At 59.8% G+C, this 20,082-nt stretch carries 11 protein-coding genes; 10 read left to right on the forward strand and 1 reads right to left on the reverse strand.

The genetic code is table 11. The features are described from left to right. The first annotated feature begins 761 nt into the window (after nt 1-761). From M3089_RS13720 to M3089_RS13755, 8 genes are all read left to right on the forward strand, one after another. Nucleotides 762-1,331 (forward strand): DUF3575 domain-containing protein, encoded by a 570-nt coding sequence (locus tag M3089_RS13720; RefSeq protein ID WP_249084693.1) that lies wholly within the window; start codon nt 762-764, stop codon nt 1,329-1,331. 22 nt (nt 1,332-1,353) lie between these two features. Beyond that, nucleotides 1,354-2,769 carry a DUF3868 domain-containing protein gene (locus M3089_RS13725; RefSeq protein WP_249084695.1) on the forward strand — a complete coding sequence of 472 codons (1,416 nt, stop codon included), beginning with the start codon at nt 1,354-1,356 and terminating at the stop codon, nt 2,767-2,769. Nucleotides 2,770-2,909: 140 nt separating this feature from the next. Next, nucleotides 2,910-4,688 carry an Mfa1 family fimbria major subunit gene (locus M3089_RS13730; RefSeq protein ID WP_249084696.1) on the forward strand — a complete coding sequence of 593 codons (1,779 nt, stop codon included), beginning with the start codon at nt 2,910-2,912 and terminating at the stop codon, nt 4,686-4,688. 409 nt (nt 4,689-5,097) lie between these two features. After that, nucleotides 5,098-6,195, forward strand: coding sequence for a FimB/Mfa2 family fimbrial subunit (locus tag M3089_RS13735; RefSeq protein WP_249084697.1), 1,098 nt, complete (start codon nt 5,098-5,100; stop codon nt 6,193-6,195). 199 nt (nt 6,196-6,394) lie between these two features. Then, the gene (locus M3089_RS13740) at nt 6,395-8,179 is read left to right on the forward strand and encodes an Mfa1 family fimbria major subunit (protein ID WP_249084698.1); all 1,785 of its coding nucleotides are present in this window, start codon (nt 6,395-6,397) and stop codon (nt 8,177-8,179) included. A 78-nt stretch (nt 8,180-8,257) separates the two neighbouring features. Beyond that, nucleotides 8,258-9,652 carry a FimB/Mfa2 family fimbrial subunit gene (locus M3089_RS13745; RefSeq protein ID WP_249084700.1) on the forward strand — a complete coding sequence of 465 codons (1,395 nt, stop codon included), beginning with the start codon at nt 8,258-8,260 and terminating at the stop codon, nt 9,650-9,652. A gap of 45 nt (nt 9,653-9,697) precedes the next feature. Continuing rightward, the gene (locus tag M3089_RS13750; protein ID WP_249084702.1) at nt 9,698-14,188 is read left to right on the forward strand and encodes a hypothetical protein; all 4,491 of its coding nucleotides are present in this window, start codon (nt 9,698-9,700) and stop codon (nt 14,186-14,188) included. A 1,448-nt stretch (nt 14,189-15,636) separates the two neighbouring features. Then, a complete protein-coding gene (locus M3089_RS13755) occupies nt 15,637-16,383 on the forward strand; it encodes a hypothetical protein (protein ID WP_249084704.1) in 747 nt (248 codons plus the stop codon). A gap of 582 nt (nt 16,384-16,965) precedes the next feature. Here M3089_RS13755 and M3089_RS13760 read toward each other — a convergent pair. Beyond that, nucleotides 16,966-17,544: a GNAT family N-acetyltransferase gene (locus tag M3089_RS13760; protein ID WP_249084707.1), complete on the reverse strand. Its 579-nt coding sequence runs from the start codon at nt 17,542-17,544 to the stop codon at nt 16,966-16,968. 200 nt (nt 17,545-17,744) lie between these two features. On the opposite strand from M3089_RS13760, the gene M3089_RS13765 reads away from it, so the two are divergent. Further along, the gene (locus M3089_RS13765) at nt 17,745-18,467 is read left to right on the forward strand and encodes a Bax inhibitor-1/YccA family protein (protein WP_249084708.1); all 723 of its coding nucleotides are present in this window, start codon (nt 17,745-17,747) and stop codon (nt 18,465-18,467) included. A gap of 24 nt (nt 18,468-18,491) precedes the next feature. After that, on the forward strand, nt 18,492-19,814 hold the full coding sequence (locus M3089_RS13770) for a glycoside hydrolase family 88 protein (RefSeq protein WP_249084711.1): 1,323 nt from the start codon (nt 18,492-18,494) through the stop codon (nt 19,812-19,814). Nucleotides 19,815-20,082 lie beyond the last annotated feature (268 nt).

The following is a 20,082-nucleotide window of genomic DNA, read 5'->3' on the forward strand; positions in this document are numbered from 1 at the left end:
CCATCTCCCCCGTGGCCGCCCTGACTGTGCCTTGCCAGCGGCTTTGCCCCGGCGCGGGCGCTGCTCCCCGGCCGTGGCCCATGGCCGGCCTGCGCTGCCGTGGCTCGTGCGCGTTTTGCCCGGCCCTCAGCCTGTTGCCGGTTTGTGCCGCCCTCTTTCGCAAAACAGAGGCGGCAGGCCTGCCGCCACGCTGCCGTTGGTGGCGGTTGGCGGCCCGTCGGGGCAGCCAAATTAGTGTTGTCGATACATTTCTTGCCTTAAATTCCCGTTTCGTCCTTATTGTTTCATAATTCTAAGAGACGGACATGTTTTCACCATCCAGCCCCTTTTGCTCCGCTATGGCAGTAGGGTGGCGCAGGCGCTTACGGCATATAACGCTTTGTATCGCAGCATTATACGCTAATTATTCACTGAAGATGCGCTCTTCCCGCCATGTTTTTGCCGAACTTAACGGCCTTGGATATATTATGGGATATGTTTAGCAATCTTTTACGGATAATGATGTTTTTTAAAAGAAAGTTTGTTTCGTCGTGAAAATTAGCCTATCTTTGCCGTTGCAAATGCTGAGATTAAGACCGTATTAGCTGGTTTCTAAGGGAAAGATTAAAATTCAAAGCATTAAGTGAATCCGTCTCTTCCAACAGGGCGGATGGATATTTAGCCTTCCGGCTAAGGCCGCAGGCTCTGGTTTCTTGGCTTGCGCCATTGGATATGATTATACTATTTGGAATATAAAATAAGAGGATAATAACAAAGCTTTTATGAAGAAACGATTGGCGTCATTGGTACTGTGCGGCCTGTTGGGCTACATGTCATCGCCTGCGCAGAACGTGGCACTGAAGACCAACCTGATGTATTTGGCCACGGCCACGCCCAACCTCGGCGTTGAGGCGTCGGTGGGCCGGAAGCACACCGTGCAGCTCTTCTACGGCCTCCACCCCTGGAAGTCGGCCTCGGGGCGCAGCCTGCGCCACTGGGTGCTGCAGCCCGAATACCGCTATTGGTTCTGCGAGAGCTTCAACGGGTGGTTCGTGGGTGCCCATCTCATGGGCAGCGAGTTCAATGTCTCCGACTTCGACATGCCGTTCGGCCTTTTCGACGGGCTCAAGACCCACCGCTATGACGGGTGGTTTGCCGGGGGAGGACTCACGCTGGGCTATCAGTGGATGCTGTCGCGACACTGGAACTTTGAGGCTTCTGTCGGCGTTGGCTACGACTACATCAAGTATGGAAAGTATGAATGTGGCCGGTGTGGCGAGAAACTGCAGTCGTCGCATACCAACTACTTCGGCCCGACGAAGGCTGCGCTCAGTTTCATGTACATATTTTAATGCTTCATAAACCACAAGACGTATGCACACTTTCACACATTATATAATATGCTGCGCCATGGCGCTGTCGCTCGGGCAGGCTGCCCGGGCGCACAGCGGGGCGCAAAGGCTGGCCGCCGGACAGGTGCGCGTGGAGAATGTCAACGTAAGCAACGCCGGCGGAAGGCTTGTGGTGGGCCTCGAGCTCAACCTCGACTCGCTCCGGCTGCCCGCAAGCATGCAGTTTGTGTTCACGCCCGTGGTCAGGGGGCGCACCCAGACCAGGCGGATGCCGCAGATAGTGGTCAACGGGCGCAGGGCCGACATCGCCTTCAGGCGAGGGGCAAGCAAGCGCTTCGAAGCCGACGTCACGGCTGTAAGGCGAAAGAACAACACGCCGCAGACGGTGACTTACTCGGCGGTGCTGCCCTACGAACAGTGGATGGACAACTCCGACGTCGTGGTCAACGAAGACCTCTGCGGATGCGGCGACTTCATCGACAACCACGAGGTGCCACTGAAAAAGCTCAGGAAGCCTTTCATGCCATACCTCAGGCCGGCAGCCGAGGCACGCAAAGACCGCTCCGTGCAGGGCAGGGCTTACATAGAGTTCCCTGTCAACAAGACCACGCTCTACCCCGAATACCGCAACAACCCCGCCGAACTGGCCAAGATAGTAGAGACCATCAGGGTGGTGAAGGAAGACAGGAACACCAAGATATCGGGCATCGTCATCCACGGATTCGCCTCGCCCGAGTCGCCATACGACCACAACGCATGGCTCGCCGAACACAGGGCTGCCACACTGAAAGACCACGTCAGGAAGATGCTTGACATGGACAACTCGCTGTTCCGGGTGGGCTACACAGCCGAAGACTGGAAGGGGCTGCGCGAATATGTGGCCGCCAGCTCGCTGCCACACCGCGACGAGATTCTGCAGGTGGTCGACGACAGCCGGCTCGACCCCGACACGAGGGAGTGGCGCATCAAGCTGAGGTGGCCGGACGACTACCGCATCATGCTCGACGAATGCTACCCGACGCTGCGCCACTCTGACTATGTGGTGAACTACACCGTCAAGGCGTTCTCCGTAGACGAGACGCGCGAGGTGATGAAGACCAATCCCAAGCTGCTGTCGCTCGAAGAGATGTTCTTGCTGGCGCAGACCTACGAGCCAGGCTCCGGCGAGTTTAACCAGGTGATGGAGACGGCCGTGCGCCTGTTCCCTGCCGACCCGACCGCCAACATCAACGCCGCACTCGCCAGGATGGCTTCGGGCGACATCGACGCGGCAGCCGAGTGCCTCGACAAGGCCGGCAACACGCCAAGGGCCATCCACGCACGTGGGGTCATGGCACTGCTCAAGGGCGACAGCAACATGGCTCTCAGGCTGTTCCGCGAAGCGCTCGCAGCAGGCGACGCCGACGCGCAACGCAACATAGACATACTGGAACTGTGACAAGAGGGCTTTGACCCGGCAGTGACGCCACCACCCCGACATGGCTCTGCGGGATGGGGACGGCAGGCCGCAAGGGCCGATGCCATGGTACCAAAAGAGATAAACAAGACCAAATTAACAAACAATTATCAAAGAAAATCATGAAGAATCTGAAAAATTTCTCAATCGCATTGGCAGCGCTGATGCTTGGGGCCTGCTCTAACGACGAGGTCGTTCAGGATGGGGGCAGTGACCCGGTGTGGAACTCGGATGGCAAGGGCTATGTGAGCTTCTCTATACAATTGCCTACACAACCCAACACCCGCGCATGGGACGACGGTAGCCACTTCGACGACGGTACGCCGTCTGAGTATAAGGTGGAGAACGCCACGCTCATCTTGTTTACTGGTGCAGATGGAGTAGAGAAGGTGCACAGCGCCTATGAGTTGCATCCGAATTTCTCGCCAAAAGGCTCTGCTACCGACCAGATTACTACGACGGCAAAGATTACGCAGGAAATCAACAAGATTGATAAAACGACGCCAATCAAGGCTCTCGTGGTGCTCAACCACAACGATTTGTTCAAAGTCGCCGATGGTGGAGACCTCCAGGTGTCGGGTGTATCATATGTAGGCAAGACTCTTGAAGATCTAAATCAGGGTCTGAAGGCGTTAAAAACAGACTTCAGCTGGCACAAGGCTGGCCTGCTCATGTCTAATGCTGTGATGGCCGACAAGCAGGGCGGCACTGTAGCCCCGTCGGATGCAAAGATTGTTGGCCCGCTCGTGACCATCGACGGGGATAAAATTCGCCCCACACGTGCTGAGGCCGACGCCAACCCAGCTGCCACTATCTATGTTGAGCGCGCCGAGGCCAAGGTGACGGTCAACTCAGGCAATATCAACGAAACAACAGTTTCGAAGATGCCTTTTGAGATAGTTGGATGGGTTCTCGATAACACAAGCAAGAAGAACTACCTCACACGACAGACCATTGGCTTCGATAATTGGAAGAGTTATACTTCTGAACTTCTTGCCGGTGGAGCTAAAGACTATCGCATGGTGGGCAACAATGCCATAGCAGACGGCCTTTACAGACTGTATTGGGCTGTCGACCCCAACTATGCCAACATTAGCTCTGATCTTTCAACGGAGTATAGCACAGTTGGCGGGGCTACCGCCACCATCGCCAACGGCGCTATGCTGAAAGCCGACGGTGTGGCTCCCGGCTACTGCTTTGAGAACACCACCGACCTCGCACGCATGACCGAGCAAAACCTTACACGCGTCATCGTAAAGGCTAAGTTCAATAATGGCAATCCCTTCTACATCATCGACGGCAATGCCGAGAACACAAGCTCGTTCATGAATGAAGTTGCTGTGAAGAAAGAGGTGATGGCCCGCATGTTCACCAACCCTGAATTTGCCGCGTGGGCAAAGGCTAATGTTGCGAATGGCAATACTTTGAAGTCTGACGAGGATTTCGTAGTGGAACTGACCGAGGAGGCTGCCGGTGTTCGCAAGGTTAAGTCCATCGCTCTCAATGCCGCAGGCACGAAGAAGATGAAAGAGGGAGCTGAAGCAATGCCAAACAATGCAGTAACAACAGCCAACAAGCTTATCTCTCTGTCTTACTATGCCGACGGCATGGCTTACTATCCCGTTTACATCGCACACTTCGGTCAGGGCCAGACTCCGTGGTCTGAATCCGACTACAAAGATGCAACGATTTATGGCGCAGATAGCGACGCCCGCTATCTTGGCCGCTATGGCGTGGTGCGCAACAACTGGTATGACATCAGCGTGACATCAATCAAGGCTCTCGGCTCTCCCAACGTGACTGAGGTGACGAATGAGCCTGTCGACAAGAAGGAGTCTTACATCTCAGTGAAGATCAACGTGCTCTCTTGGGCAAAGCGCACTCAGTCTGTCGATCTCTGATAGGCCGATACCAACGTAAGCATTTAGATATCAAACCACACGAAAGTCCGGGGCGGCAACGCCGCCGCCCCGGATTTTAAAACCTCCGACGGGCGTCTGCCCATTTCGAAACAATAGCTGCTTAGGCCCTAAGCGACGGCGAAGCAGGCAAATAACGGCATCGCCATGCCATGGCATGCCACAAATGAAAGGAAACAACACTCCCGGCCGCGAGGGGAGACAACAGTTCTTGCGGGACACCCCAACGGGTGATTGACATGGAAAGGAGATGGGGCCTCGGCCGCAGATGCACCGCCAGGCAACCGTTGCCCGGCGATATTGCATTGCCGGAGGCTGCAATGCCAGCCCGGAGCAGGCACGGCCCGCCTTGACATCATTAGCGCGATAAAACAAAAAAACGATATAAATTATGAAACATCTGACGAAGATACTCATGGCGTGGCTGCTGTGGCCGCTGCTGTCTGCCGCTGTCTTGTCGTCATGCAGCATGATGCACGAAGACCGCGACGACTGCCCTACAGGCCTGTACCTAAGTTTCAGGTACAACTACAACCTGGAGCGCGCCGATATGTTCGGCGACCATGTGGGTGCGGTAGACGTCTATGTGTTCGACGCCGATGGACACTATGTCACCACTCTGGCCGATGCCAACCGCGGGCCGCTGCGCCCGCTCGCGGCACCGGGCTATGCCATGCACGCCAACCTCGCCCCGGGCAAGTACAAGTTCATCGTGCTGGCCGGGCAAGACGACTACGACGCACAGCTGGCACGGGGCCGCGACCATTTCATTCGCAGCGAGCTTGCACCCGGCGACCCCATGCAGGCGCTCAGCGTGAGGCTGCAGACGGTGGGCAACGGCGAGGCGCTGCTGCGAGTAGACAACCACGGCCTGCCGCTCGACACGCTGTGGCACGGCATGGAGACCACGCCGGTGGAGGTGTTTGCGGGGCGGCCCACTTACCACACAATACCACTCGTGCGCGACACGAAGAAGATTAACGTGACGCTGAGGGAGCTCGACAACCCTGCAACCATGGACGTGGCAAACTACGACATGGCCATCATCGACCACAACGCGACGCTAAGATGGGACAACTCCGTCGACGAGTCGCAGGCCGTGGTCTACACCCCGCACGCCACATGGAACACCAACGACCGCACCGGGGCTACCGACGCCAACAACGACCCCGTCGGGGGAGTAGGGCGGATGGCGCACGCCGACTTCATGACGTCGCGCATCATCATACACGACAACCCCGCCGACGACGGCGTGCTCACCATCAAGAACCGCACCACGGGAATGGAGGTGGTCAGGGTCAACCTGCCCGACATACTGTCAAGGCTGCGCAACGCCGAGGAGATTCACCGCTACTCGGCGCAAGAGTTCCTCGACCGTGGCTACGACTACCAGCTCGACTTCTACATCAAGGGCGACAGGCTGGCCTATGTCAACATCAGCATCAGCATACTCGGATGGAGCAAGCGCATTCAGTTCGAAGACCTCTGACGGTGGCGTGCGGCCCATGGTGCATCATACTAAAAACGTGAAACAAAGTGGAAGTGGCTGCAATAGCGCAGCCTGACGGGCCTGCAAGGCAGGCGGGGCCCGGCCCGGAAGCCACCGCACGGTGGCCTGTGCCCGGGCCGTATGCCCGCGGGGGGCTGTCAGCCCCGGCGATGCCGCGGCCCAGAAATACCTTCATAATATGCAAACGACAGCAAAAAACAAATACTTGAAGTGCGCGATGGCCTCGCTTGCCGTGGCCCTGGCGCTCGTCGGATGCTCCGGCGCCGACGAGCCCGGAGGCGATGTCGGCGGCGAGGGCCTGTCGTACGTCAGGCTGCACCTCACCATGACGGCCGCCCCAGCCACCCGTGCCAACCCCACGGGGGGCGAGCTCGGCGACGGCATGGAGGCGGGGCAGGACTACGAGAATGCCGTCGGCTCGGCCGTGGCCTTCTTCTTCACAGGCTCGCAAGGGGTTAACAGCCCCGCTGCCACGCCCATACAAGCCGTGGCGCTCTTCTCTTCTTTCCAGCCGTCGGCCCCCGATGCAACGCTGGCCAGCGGCGTCGACCGCTCATATACGTCGGCCCCCATGCTGGTAAATGTGGGCGGTGGCAACTACAACGTGATCGTTGTGGCCAACCCCGGCTCTGTGCAGTGGTGGCAAGACGCCGCCAACCGCACCCTCGGGGCCGTGCGCGACCATATTTACAAGGAGGCGTGGAAGGCTTCGGCGGGCACATACTCCGACTTCGTGATGACCTCGGCAGCCGACGCCTCGGCCAACCTGGCGTCGGCCACTGAAGAAAATCCCGCCGAAGTCACGGTGGGGCTCGAGCGCATGGCCGCCCGCATCGACTACAGGGCAAAGGCCACCTACGACGTGTCCGACCCGGCCTACACCGGCGCCACGGTCGAGATAATGGGCGCCACCATAGTCAACTCGCTCACGGCAGGCAGCTACCTGCTCAAGAGGGTGGCCGCCGAGCCCGACGCCGAGGGCGCCGTGGTGCTCGGCGACGAGACGGCCACGGCCACAGGCGTGCCCACCAACTACGTCATCGACCCCTGGACGGCCGGCAAGTCGGCCGACAACGCCACTTTCACCATCGACGGCGAAGGCGGAAAACCGGCCTCGGCGCTCTACGCCATGTGGTTCGGGCAGCAAGACAACCACTCGCTCCAAGACCTTACCGAGCTCGACAAGACATCTAAATGGGCCTCGATAACACCGCCGGGCACCGACATCGGCGGGTGGAAGCGGGTGGGCTACACGCTCGAAAACACCGCATGGCCCAATGTGTCGGCACCTTATTATCATACGGGAGTGGTGTTCAGGGCACTGTTCAAGCCCAAGGGGCTGCCGAACTATGCCGACGGGCGCACCTTCTTCAGGCTCCGCAGCAATCTCTACGCTTCGATGGAAGACATGATGTCGGCCCTCTACGGGGCGGACTTCGCGCGTTTCGACGCGAGCATCGACGCCTGCAAGTCGTGGGACGACGTGGCGGACTTCGCCCGGCAAGACCTGCTCGACGACGACCCCTCGGGCTACAGGACCTACCTCGAGGCTGCCGCTGCCAAGGCAGGGCCTTTCGACGACGCGGCCAAGGCGGCGCTCAAGTGGCGGGCCTACATGCTCGCCGAATGCGGCTACACAGCATCCACCGATGCCGACGGCACGTGGCGCGTGAGCATCGACAACGGCGGCAAGTCGACACGCAACGTGCTCAAGCCCTACGGCGTGCGCACTTACCTAGACTCGCAGTGCTATTACACATGGTGGGTGCGCCACGGCAACGACTCCGACGACGACAACGAGGCGCCCATGGAGCACGCCATCGTGCGAAACAACATCTATAAGCTCAGCGTTGAAAGCATCACGTCGATTGGTGGCGACATCCCCCCGGGCGACAAGACATTCAATGTCAGCGTCTACGTAAACGACTGGCTGGTGCTGCCAACCGAGAAGATAATGATGTAGCGGCGTGGGGGCTGCCACAGTGGAAGGGCCCCCCGAGCCGGCGCCATCAATCCAACAACGATACAACGAACAACCCTTATGTACAGAAAAAAGCATGTCATAGATACCGCTGTCATTCATTTGATATGGTTGCTTGCCATCATGGCGGCATCGTGCTCGGCCATAACCGACGACGTGCCCGCACAGGATGACGCGACGCTGCGGCTTAACATCGTGTCGCGCGACGAGGGGCGCCTCGACACGAGGGCCGTCACCGAGGCCGGCAACAGCCACGAGTTCATCCATAGGCTGTGCGTTCTGATTGTAGCCCCCGACGGCACCGTGGTTAAAAAGCTGCTGCCCAACCTCGACGTGGTTGCCCTCGCGCAGCAAGGCAACCTGCGCCGCTGGGCGTCGGACGACTTCACCATCACGCTCGGCGCATACGATGTGTACGCCTTCGCAAACATCGACACATACTACGACGGCCTGTGGGGCAGCCTCACCGGGCTTGCCGAGGGCGACAACATATCGGGCATCAGCCCCTCGCTGCGCTCCATCGTGCTCGCCGACCCGGCCTCGAAGATAGACCTTGTAGACTATTTCATACCCATGAGCGCCTATGCCCGCGTCAATGTAACCAAGTCGACGTCGGCCATCTCGATAGGCCTCGACAGGCTGGTGAGCAAGGTGCGCATGACAATACGCGGCAAGGCGGGCACCACCGTCACGGCCTTGAGCTTCGCAGGCTATGCCGACCGCGTGGGCCTCTTTGCCGACACGCCGCTCGGCGACGTCAAGACCATGGAGTCGAATGTGGTGGGCGTGTCGCCCAAGACGGTGCAGATAGGCAAAAAAGACAGCGTGTCGATAGCCGACTTCTACGTCAACTCATCGCCCGCAGGGCGCCCCTACAGCGTCAGCGTGGCCACCAACGAGCACGGCGGCGTGGTCTACATGGCCACCACGGCCCGCACCGAGCTGCCGCGCAACAGCATTTATCCCCTTATACTGCAGCTCAACGACTACGGACTCGACCTCGAGGCCGAGGTGTGGGTGTCGCCCATAGGCTCGCTGCCGGTGCCGGTGGTGGCCGACTTCGACGCCGCCGACACTTACAGCATAAGCATACCCGAGGGTGCCCAGTTCCGTTTTACCGTCAGGGGCATCTCGGCCGGCGGCACCACGGTGCCGGCGTCGCGGTGCGTGTGGAGCTTCGACGCCGCTGCCGTCAGCGGTGTGGCCTTCGACGGCTATGCCCCCGGCGCGGCTGTGGTGAAGGGTCGGGTGACTGCCCAGGCCGGCCTTACCATACCGCTGGCCGTGACTTCGCAGTGGCGGCAGGGCAATGTAGACTACAACCGTGGCTACACCGTGAGGGTTACCACGACCGATTTGTCGGAAGCCACCTTCAAGAACGTGGCGCAAGGCAGTCCGCTCAACGTGGAACGGCTGGTAGAGCTGAACACCGAGATGCTGAATCTGTTTAAGTGATTCAACAACAATGGCATTACACATCAACATAGGCATTACAATCAGATGAGAACAACGATTTTTGGATATAGCAAGAATGCATATTTCAGGGCACGGGCCGCAGCCATGGCGTTGCTGCTGATGAGTCTGCCGGCCGCTGCGGCCGGGGCTTCGGCGCTGCCGGCGGGGCACGCCCATACCGGCGATTCCGAGGCTTGGCAGGGCGCGGCCGTGGGCGGCTTCCATGCCGATGAGGGCCGCGATGGCCATGGCTCGCTTTCTGTTTATGGCCGCAGCCCGGTGGCCGTCCCCACATCGCTAACATCGCCCGTGCGCCCCGCGCCCGCTGATGTTCCGCTGCCCGGCGACATCGACGCTGTGCCGGCCGACACCATCAACGGCCGCCCTGTGTACCACAGCGTGTTTTACAAGCTGCACCCCCAGCAGATATGGAGAGGAGAAGAAGGCGAAGTGTCAAGCAATGACATCTTTTATCCGCTTGAAAGGAAGAGGGTGAACGGCACACGTATAAAAAAAACTAATCCCTTAAAGGACAAGGGCATGTTTGCCTTCCTTAATAGCCTCATGGCGCCGGGAACGCGCCATATTTTCCATCATTCTGATAGCAAAATTGGTGATGGTGTAAACTTGCGTTTTCAGCTTTTCGGGTTAGACTCGCTCAGATATGCCGACGGCACACTGGCCGAAGTGCGTTTTGTGCCATTGGCCTCCGAGACAAGGGTATATACTTCAAGCGGTAAGAAATGTCCGAGTATAGGCCACTCAAAAGAAGATTCTACTTGCCTGGAATTGGTTTGCCGTGACGTCAGGGCAATGGAATTTTCTGCCTATGCGGCCTCTGTGGTAGGCAAGGATGGCGAGCCGATAGACATGACAGACCAGAAAAATGGTAGCAATTGGGATTTTACAAACCCAGCGAGCGGCATCAATATCGAGGTAAAAGACATAGACTGCGCAGCCGACCATTCGTATGTCCGCGCCCAGATAGGGTTTACCTGGATGGGCCAGCTAAGCCAAGTGGCGTCGGTATTTGCGCCCAACAACGACGAGGTGCGCTTTTTATACCTTGTGTTAGACAAGAACAAGTTCTTTGCAGAATACCAAAAATATCTCAGGGCACACTTGTATGACGACGACGCCATGCGTCAGGCAAAGTATCACGCCCTGCGCCTGTCTATCTCGGATGTGGGCAAGCGCACCCTGGGCGCCAGGATTAGGGGTTACAGCCTTTACGAAGAAAACCCGGAGTATGGCATCGACGACAACCACTATTTACTTTCCGACAACAAAGATCCCGCCACCGGCGTGGAGTATTTCTACAGAGACGGCCCCATGGACTCTGTCTTGTTTTTTGATAACAGTGTAAAAAAAGATTTAACCAGGGGCTCTGTCAAAGGCGACATCCATTTCAAGGTTCCGTCCGGTAAGCAATATATAGTCTGCATGGCCCCTTTCTCGCCCGACTCTGTGATAACCGGCGACCTGCTCCAGATAGCCTCCGACCAGCTGTTGGCCCATTCCATGACCGACAGGATATTCTTCGTGCCGAGGCAGACGCTGATAAGGGCCAATGGCGAATTGATTGACGAGGGCGTTGACTATTGTGCCGGCGTCACCCGGTATGTTTCAGCCCAGGTTCGTGTGCCGCGCGACAAAGACGGCCATCGAACCTACGAGGTGATAAACCAAGGCGTGTTTTACGACTGGTTTCTTGGCGACCAGATGGTATTTTCGGTCACCGACAACCGCTTTGGCGGCGTGTCGCTGCAGCAGGCCCTGCTCGATTTTCGAGCGGTATATCCCGACGCAACAGAGCTGAGCGCCACGGCCACGCCATGGAGCGACGGCGAGCTGACCACACCCGCCGGCGACATGGCCACATTCACGCGCGACGAGTTTGACATAATAAACCACTACCTCAACCAGCCTCGCGACGAAGGCGGGATGAGCCAGCTGGTGCTGCGCCGCCGCGGGCTCGACGTGACGCTGCGCCTTGGCGTCAACAAGTTTGTGGTTGCGCCCATACACAAGCCCAACCCGCCGTCGGGCTCGCCCATCTCCATGACCGACTGGGACCGCATCTGCTGGAACCCGGTGCCGTTTTCAATCACGACCGACGGCAACGCCCCGTCGTTGCAACCCGGCTCCGAGCTCGTTGAATATCCATACCCCGACTTCAACCCCGCCCTGCGCATCAACCTGTCACAGTTGAAGCAGGCCCAGGGCAACAGGATGCGCGTAATGGTGCGCAATGCCGGCATTGGCGGCAAGCCCGGAGGCGCCACGGTTGGCCCCGTTACCGACAGCTGGGGTGGCTATGCTTATCTCGTAGGCACCGACGACCCGCAATACGACGAGGAGTTCACCAACGAAAACCTGACAGAGCAAGACATTCCGGCCGCCAAGCTGCTAAACCTGAACAGCAGTTCAATCGTTGCCAATCCGGCTTCGAGCTTCATGGAGTTGCAGCCCATGCCAACGCCGGGGGGCAAGTCGCTTCGCGAGGGATATACATATATATATTATGTACCGTTGAGCGTCACTGATAACAATACAGGCAAACCTGCCACGTGCAACGGCTCGATGATATTGCATGTAAAGGTGGTTCCCGAATACTTGGTATGGCAGGGCGGCCCCGACGACAACTGGAACAACGACGCCCTGTGGCGCCGCGCCGACCCCGCCGACCTCATGGCTCCGGCCGACGGCTACACAACCAATGCCGCCAACGGCACGTCGGCGGGCTTCGTGCCCACCTGCTACTCGTCGGTGGTGATGCCGGCCGGCAGCAAGTCAAGCCTATACATGCCCGACTATGCGGGCGGCGGCGACCGTGGGGCGGCCGACGGGCGCCCCGACAGCTATGGCCCGGCAACGCGCTACATAGGATACGACATGGTGGGCTACGGCACGGGCCCCGGCCTGGCCAACGTCACCGCCGACCCCGACTTCAGCCATGGCGGCACAAACGCTTCCATAGCGTCGGTGATAGGCGGCCGTTTCCGCGCCAACGTTTGCGACAAGATACATTTTGCCACCGGCGCCCGCATGCTCCACGCCGAGCAACTGGGCTACAGCAAGGCTTCGATGGATGTCGAGCTGCCCTCAAAGGCCTGGACCCTGGTGAGCACACCGCTGCTTTCGGTGTATTCGGGCGACTGGTATACGTCGCTCGGCGGCTCGCAGGCCGACGTGAGATATTTCTCCGACCTCACCTTCGACGCCTCGCGCAACAGCCGCCTGCAGCCGGCCGTCTACCAGCGCAGCTGGGACAATGCGGCGCGCATCATCGAGCAGGGCGGCGGCACCACGCCGGCATCGTTTGCAGCCGGATGGAGCAGCGCATACAACGACGCCTCGGTGGCTTATGTGCCCGGCCAGGGCTATTCGCTCAAGGCCACGGCCGTGGGCGGTGCCGCCGGCCGCCTGTCGTTCCGTATGCCCAAGGCCGACGCGGCCTACAGCGTGCCCAACGCGAAACTGCAGCGCAATGGCGCCGGCCGGCTGTTTGTCTCTGGGCTGCTCGACCGCGCCGACGGCCAGGCCCACTCGCCCAAACCCTATGTCGAGGCCGGGCTCACGGCCTCGCAAGACGGACTATACCTGCTTGTGGGCAACCCGTTTATGGCAGAGCTCGACCTGCCCCGCTTCTTCGAGGCCAACGACAACCTTGAGAAGGCATACTGGACTGCCACTGCCGACGGGCCCGTGGCCGGAGGCGCCGCCACCGACGGCAGCGGCTGGACCACGCCCGGCGCCACGTCGACCATACCGCCCTTCGGAGCGTTTTTCGTAAAGAAGGTGGCAGCCGAAGCGTCGAGCACAGTGAGGTTTGCCCCCGCCATGCAGGCGTTTGCCGATGGCGCAGCCACCTCGCCGGCCCACGCCCCCGTGCTCACGGTGGCAGCCTCGGCCGGCGGCCGGCGGTCGGCAGCGGCCATAGTGCCGGCAGCCGGTGCAGCGGCCGAGGCCCCGGCCGGCGCCGGGGTAGGGCTGCTGGCCCCCTTCGGCGCTGCCGATGCCGACGTGCCCTTGGTCTACACCGTTGGCCGTTCGGACGCCTTGGTTGTCAACCGCGTCGGCGGCAGCCGGCGCATACCCCTCGGCGTATTTGCCGAGAGCGGGCAGCGGGTTGAGCTCACGTTCCACGGCGTCGACGCCTTCGAGGGCGCGCGCCTTTACGACGCCGCCACCCGTACGGAGACGAGGCTGGCCGACGGCTACACCATTGCCGTCGACGGGCCCTCGCACGGACGCTACTACATATTGGTAGACCGTCCGTCGGCCACCGGCATCGACGAGGCTGCGGCCGCGGCCGACCTCTCGGCCTACTCCATGTCGGCCGGCGAGATAATCGTGGCCGCGTCGCAGCCCATAGGCCGCGTCAGGGTCTACAGCCCCTCAGGCTCGCTCCTGGCCACGGCCGACGCCTCCGGCCGGGGCGAGTGCCGCATAGCCGGCCTTGCCCGGGGCTTGGCCGTGGTAAGCGTAGAGCTGCCCGGCGGGCGTGAGTCGCGCAAGGTCATCGTAAGGTGACCCGGCCCGAGGCGCCCCGCACAGCCGCGTGAGGCGTGGCGCAGGCCACAGGGGGGCAACCCCCGGGTGCCGGCCCCGTCGGCAGCGGCGGGCGCAACCGCACATCAACAAGGATTTTCTTATCAACCCAATAGTACATTACAGAAAATCGTATTTCAAATTTGAAATACCCGGGCCGTTCGCAGTGATGCGCGCGGCCCGATTAGTTTTTGCCCAGTCCGGCCGTCAAGGGCCGAGGCTGTCTGGCCTGGTTGCCGCGCATACTGGCAGCCCGCATTGCCCGGGGTGGCGCGTTGCGCCGGGGCCGATGGCCCGCCGATGCCCCCACCTCATGATGATAGCCCCCCGCAGGCCGCCCGACGGCAACAGAGGCATGCCCCCGGCGGCCCGAAGGCCTGTTTGGGTTTCAGCCCAACCGTCTGCCGGGCCTATTGCCGGTTGTAGCTTTGCGTATGCCATATTCCCCGCCATTCTCATTTCCCCATGCCCCGCCGTGCCCGCCGCCCGCATGCAGCCTCAAGGCGGCCGCACAATGGCATGCACGGCGCAACAGGCAGTTGGAAACAGATTGCCGTCAGACTGGGCACAGTCATGTGAACGTATTTCAAGGCTCTGAGCCCGGGTGTGGCGCGCCATACAACCGGCTATGCCTTTGAAGACGTCTATTCAACAAAGTTTAAGCCGACGGCAGCTATAGGGCGCAAGCATCAAGTGGTTTTCTGCCGGCCGGTTTGCAGCGTCTGCCTATGGGCAGTTGTCCAAAATCAATTACCATCAATTTGTGAGCTGTTTCGGAGATGAAGGCCACAGTCTGAAGAGAGAGCGTGGCGGGCTACGCTATGGATGAGACTTTGGCATGCGGCCCGAAAGCGCACGCAATATGGCGGCAAAGATATAGAGTAAGCCTGCAAGGTCAATAGTATCGGTTGATATTGAACAGCTGCTTATGCCATTTCGCGCTGCAAAACAGCCCGTATGGCACTGCAATATGGCCCGTTTGGCAGGCCTGTACGGCCCGTTTGGCCTTGCCTGGCCGCGGCCTTTTGCAACCCGCTGCATGCCAGCCCGTTGGCCATTGCGCCTACAGCCGCCCACACCGCAGCCTAAGCGCAGGCTGCGGGGCAGTTGTCACAAGGCCCGGCGTGCGGTTGCGGCTCGTGAGTTCATGCCCCCGCCGGTGGCGCAACGGCGCCGGGCGAGGGTGTGCTGTAAGAAAAACACCATTTGTTTGCGGATTTTCACGCCATTTTTTTTGAGAATCGGAATGATTGGATTACCTTTGCAACTGTTATAGATTAAATTGAAATTATTATAGTCTGTGCCCACCCGGCATAGCCGAGTGCAGGTTTCGTAATAATGATATCACCTTGTGGCAATGGTATTATGCCGCCAACCTGGGTTGTCAGGCCATTTATTGGCAGTTAAGCATGTAAGTACATTTATTGGGTATGTATAATATATTAAGATGTTTGTTTGGCCGATGGAGCCTCGTAAGGCGTGTCGGCAAAGGGCGTTTCTCGTATGCCGGGCCATACCATGGCGGCCACGCGAGCTACGTTTACCTTGAAACGCCGTCGGGGCGCGTCTACGACGGTCCGTTTTCCTTTTCCGGCGGGTCGATGACGGCCCGCACGCTGTTTTTCAACAGTCCCTACGACGACGGCATCATCAAGTTTGGCGGCCGTTACTCCAGGGGCCGCAAGACCGGCCGGTGGAAGTACCAGCGGCGGGGCAGGGGCTACAGCCGCCGTCTCATGGTAGACTATGTAGACGGCATCCCCGAGGGCACGGCCTGCTACATAGGCCGTGGCAACACCTACGGCATAGGGCCGCGCTCGCGCACGGTGATGCTCACGCTGTCGATGGCTGGCGGCAAGCCCGTGGGCCCCATCAGCGGCCGTTTCGGCGACAGCCCCTTCAGCGGGCAGTGCGACGCCGACGGCTATCCCGACGGCATGTGGGTTTACGGCTCCACGTCGCGCAAGCGCACGTCGGTAGACTATGAGCACTGGGAGCACGGCAAACTGCTGGAGTCGTACACGCTCGACTTCTCTACCGGCCACAGGAGCGAGAAGGCGCCCTCGATGCTGGCCATGGTGAAAGACATCATCTGCGAAGAGTGCATGCCGCTGGTCAACTCGGTGCGCCGCAACGCAGCTGTGTGGGACGGCGACATCAAGGTGAAGGAGGCCTGAGGCTGGCCGGCGGCCGCGCGCGGCCATGAGTTTATGAAACCCAAAAAGGTTCACCAGATAAATCCAGGAGGCTTCTTAGGAGTTAAGGAGTTAGGAAGTTAAGGAGTCAAGACATTGGTTATGGGCTTGTTTTGGAGGAGGGAAACAGGAGATGTGAGTACTGACAATAGTCATGGAAACATAGCAGCTCTGGGAGCATAGGGAAAGTGTTGCAGGAAGAGATGATAGTCAAATACTATTGTCCTCTAACTCCTTGTAACTTCTTCTACCTCCCTCTACCTCCATTCTTACCTCCTAAAAAGCCCCTGTGTTTATCGGGTGTTCTCCCAAAAAGGCTGAACGGGCGCCTCGGCGCATCCGTTCAGCCTTGTAAGTAGGTGTTCATAATTAATTGCCATCAAATTGTGCGCTATTTCGGAGATGCATGCCAAAGTCCGAAGAGGGAGCGTAGCGGGCTACGCGACCGATGAGACTTTGGCATGCGGCCCGAAAGAGCACACAAGATGGTGGCAGAGATATAGAGGACACCTGCAAGGTCTATTGTATCGGTTAATTTTGAACAGCCACTTATTGCCTTTGCCTTCAACCGAGCACAAGGTGCTTCATGTGGTGGCCCCCCCAGCTGTTGGTGCCGTCGGGGCGGAACCCCACCTTTATGTACAGCCTCTCGGCGTTGGGGTTGTTGTTGTCTACCAGCAGGGCGAGCGGGCCGCATCCGCATTGTTCGGCCTTGCGGGCCGTGGCCTTGAGCAGCTCTTTGGCAATGCCCTTGCCCCGGTGGTCGGGCGCCACGGCAATCGAGTCGAGGTATAGCTCGCCGGCCTTGGTCTCTTCGGGCATGCTGCAGAAGTCGCGCCCGAAGGCCTCGCGCACCGCGTCGATGAATGGCTGGCGCAGCCGGCGCAGCTGTGCGCCGTCGTAGCTCACGCTGACGCCTATCACCCTGTCGTCGCCGTCGACGGCACAGATGGCGTTGATATAACTGTACTGTGTGTCTTGCCTCTCCACGAGCGCCGTCATCAGACGGTGGAAGTCGTCGGCCGTGTGGTCGTCGCCATGGAAGTAACGGCAGCATTCTTCCGACATTGCCTGCATTATCAGCCAGGCAATTTCCGGGGCGTCGGAAGGGCGCCCCTGTCTCAGAGTCGTCTTGCTGTGCATATATGTCAGTCGCCGCGGGCCTTAGTGCCCCCGGCGCGTTGTGCAAATTTACGCCTAACTTTCCGCCCGGCCAAGCCTTTTATTCTTTTTTATGAAATACTTTGGCGCATTACAGGCCTTTTCTTGTAACTTTGTAGCCGTAACATGCCCTGTCGGGGCGGTGCCCTTGGCCCGCCGCCGCCGGGAATAAAGGAATGAATATGGATTACAACAACGATTTTGAAATCAAGGAAGTGGCCCGCGGCACCGACATGCCGGTGGCATCGGCCCTTCCGGCGCTCATGCGCAAAGTGTATGTATGGATGACGCTGGCCCTCGTGATAACGGGCTTCACGGCCTATGCCGTGGCCACGAGTCCGGCCCTGCTCATGGCCATCGTGGGCAACAGGTTTGTGCTGCTGGGGCTCATCGTGGCCGAGCTGGCTCTCGTGGTGGGCATCTCGGGTGCCATCAACAGGCTGTCGCTGACGGCGGCCACGCTGATGTTTGTGCTCTACTCGGTCATCAACGGCGCCACGCTGTCGGTGGTGTTCCTGGCCTTCACCATGTCGTCGATAACGAGCGTGTTCTTCATCACGGCCGGCACGTTCGCCACCATGGCGCTCGTGGGCTACACCACCAAGAAAGACCTTACGTCGATGGGCCGCATGCTGTTCATGGCCCTCATAGGCCTGGTGATAGCAACCGTGGTCAACATGTTCATGCGCAACTCGGGCCTCGACATGATTCTCAACTATGTGGGCGTGCTCGTGTTTGTCGGCCTCACTGCCTACGACACGCAAAAGATAAAGGAACAGCTCATGATGGCCGGCGACGCCGGCGAGGCCTGGCAGAAAATGGCCCTCGTGGGGGCGCTGACGCTCTACCTCGACTTCATCAACCTGTTCCTCTACCTGCTGCGAATCCTCGGCAAGCGCGAGTGACAACGGCACCACGGCTTTGAGCCTATGACTCTGTTTAGGTCGCTCGCGCTTGGCGCTATGCTCGTGGCGGGCGCGGCCTGTGCGAAAGCCGCCGCCCTCCGGGCCGACTCCGTAATGGAGGCGGCAAGGGGGGTGGCGGCTTATTTCATGCGCACCTGCCCCGACGTGGGGGCCGACAGCCATGTGGGCGGCAAGCGGCGCAACAGCCGCATCTGGACCAGGGGCGTGTTCTACGAGGGCCTGCTCAACATCTACCGCGAGGAACAACGCCCCGAGTGGCTCGACTATGCACTGAGCTGGGGCGAGTTTCACCGCTGGTACAGCTGCACCGACAGCCAGGCGCGACATGCCGACTTCCAGTGCTGCGGCCAGGCTTACCTGCAGCTGTACATGCTCGACACCACGGCCGTGGAGCGCATGAGCCACATCAAGATGCGCATCGACGCCATGATGGCCACCGACAGGGTGGACGACTGGTACTGGGTGGACGCCATACAGATGGCCATGCCCATTTTCGCCATGCTCGGCACCATCACCGGCGACGGGGCATACTGGGAGCGCATGCACGACATGTATATGTACACGCGCAACAGCCAGGGCGGCGACAGGCGCGGAGGCGGCAGCCCGCTGTTCAACGAGGCCGCCGGGCTGTGGTACCGCGACTACCAGTACGACCCGCCATACACAGACCTTGTGGAGACCGACAAAGACTGCTATTGGGGCCGGGGCAACGGATGGGTGTACATGGCGCTGGCCCGCGTGATGCAGTTTACGCCCGCCGGCGAGCCCCACCGCGCCGACTATGTGGCCGACTTCAGGCGCATGAGCCGCGCCCTGCTCGAATGCCAGCGGCCCGACGGGGCGTGGGGCGTGAGCCTGGCGGCGCCGTCAAACCTCGGCGCGCCGGGCAGCGAGGGGCCCGAGATGACCGGCACGTCGCTGTTCGTGGGCGGCATGGCCTATGGCGTGCGCGCCGGACTGCTCGACAGCGCCACCTACATGCCCGCAATAAGGCGGGGATGGGAGGCCATGCGGCGGGCCGTACACGGCGACACCGGCTTTGTGGGCTATATGCAGGGCACCGGCTCGAAGCCCGAAGACGGCGGCCCGGTGACATACAACTCGGTGCCCGACTTCCAGGATTTCGGCATAGGGTGCTGGCTGTGGGGAGCAGCCGAGGTGCATGCCCTGGCCGTAAGCACCGGCGAGGGCGGCACGTCGGCAGTGGGCGGCGCGCGTGTCAGCCCGGGCAGTGACGGGGCGTACTACGACCTGTCGGGGCGCAGGGTGGACAGCCCCGTGCACGGACGCATTTACATCCGAGGCGGGCAAAAGGTGGCTTACTGACGGCTGCACGGGCCCTTGCCTGCCCATCCGCCAACCGGCAGGCTGGCTTCGGCACCGCCCTTGGCGCCAGGCCGGCGGCTCTCACTGGGCGTTTTCCTTTTCAATGTGTTTCACCGGCAGTTTCCTTTCACTGCATTTTTTCTAATGATTGTCCGCATCCGGGCAAATGCGGGCATTCATATATATTATATATTGTATGCCATATATTGTACTTGATGTTTGTCAAGTGAAATATAAAAAAACGTTTTCCAAAGGCAAAAAAATCCGC

The sequence above is a fragment of the Marseilla massiliensis genome (assembly GCF_023336985.1).
Classification (GTDB): Bacteria; Bacteroidota; Bacteroidia; order Bacteroidales; family Bacteroidaceae; genus Prevotella; species Prevotella intestinigallinarum.

Excerpts from the sequence above, each read along its gene's own strand:
- M3089_RS13770 (WP_249084711.1), top strand. The coding sequence starts at position 18,492 with ATGACTCTGTTTAGGTCGCTCGCGCTTGGCGCTATGCTCGTGGCGGGC.
- M3089_RS13765 (WP_249084708.1), top strand. The coding sequence starts at position 17,745 with ATGGATTACAACAACGATTTTGAAATCAAGGAAGTGGCCCGCGGCACC.
- M3089_RS13750 (WP_249084702.1), top strand. The coding sequence starts at position 9,698 with ATGAGAACAACGATTTTTGGATATAGCAAGAATGCATATTTCAGGGCA.
- M3089_RS13730 (WP_249084696.1), top strand. The coding sequence starts at position 2,910 with ATGAAGAATCTGAAAAATTTCTCAATCGCATTGGCAGCGCTGATGCTT.
- M3089_RS13745 (WP_249084700.1), top strand. The coding sequence starts at position 8,258 with ATGTACAGAAAAAAGCATGTCATAGATACCGCTGTCATTCATTTGATA.
- M3089_RS13725 (WP_249084695.1), top strand. The coding sequence starts at position 1,354 with ATGCACACTTTCACACATTATATAATATGCTGCGCCATGGCGCTGTCG.
- M3089_RS13720 (WP_249084693.1), top strand. The coding sequence starts at position 762 with ATGAAGAAACGATTGGCGTCATTGGTACTGTGCGGCCTGTTGGGCTAC.
- M3089_RS13735 (WP_249084697.1), top strand. The coding sequence starts at position 5,098 with ATGAAACATCTGACGAAGATACTCATGGCGTGGCTGCTGTGGCCGCTG.
- M3089_RS13755 (WP_249084704.1), top strand. The coding sequence starts at position 15,637 with ATGTATAATATATTAAGATGTTTGTTTGGCCGATGGAGCCTCGTAAGG.
- M3089_RS13740 (WP_249084698.1), top strand. The coding sequence starts at position 6,395 with ATGCAAACGACAGCAAAAAACAAATACTTGAAGTGCGCGATGGCCTCG.
- M3089_RS13760 (WP_249084707.1), bottom strand. The coding sequence starts at position 17,544 with ATGCACAGCAAGACGACTCTGAGACAGGGGCGCCCTTCCGACGCCCCG.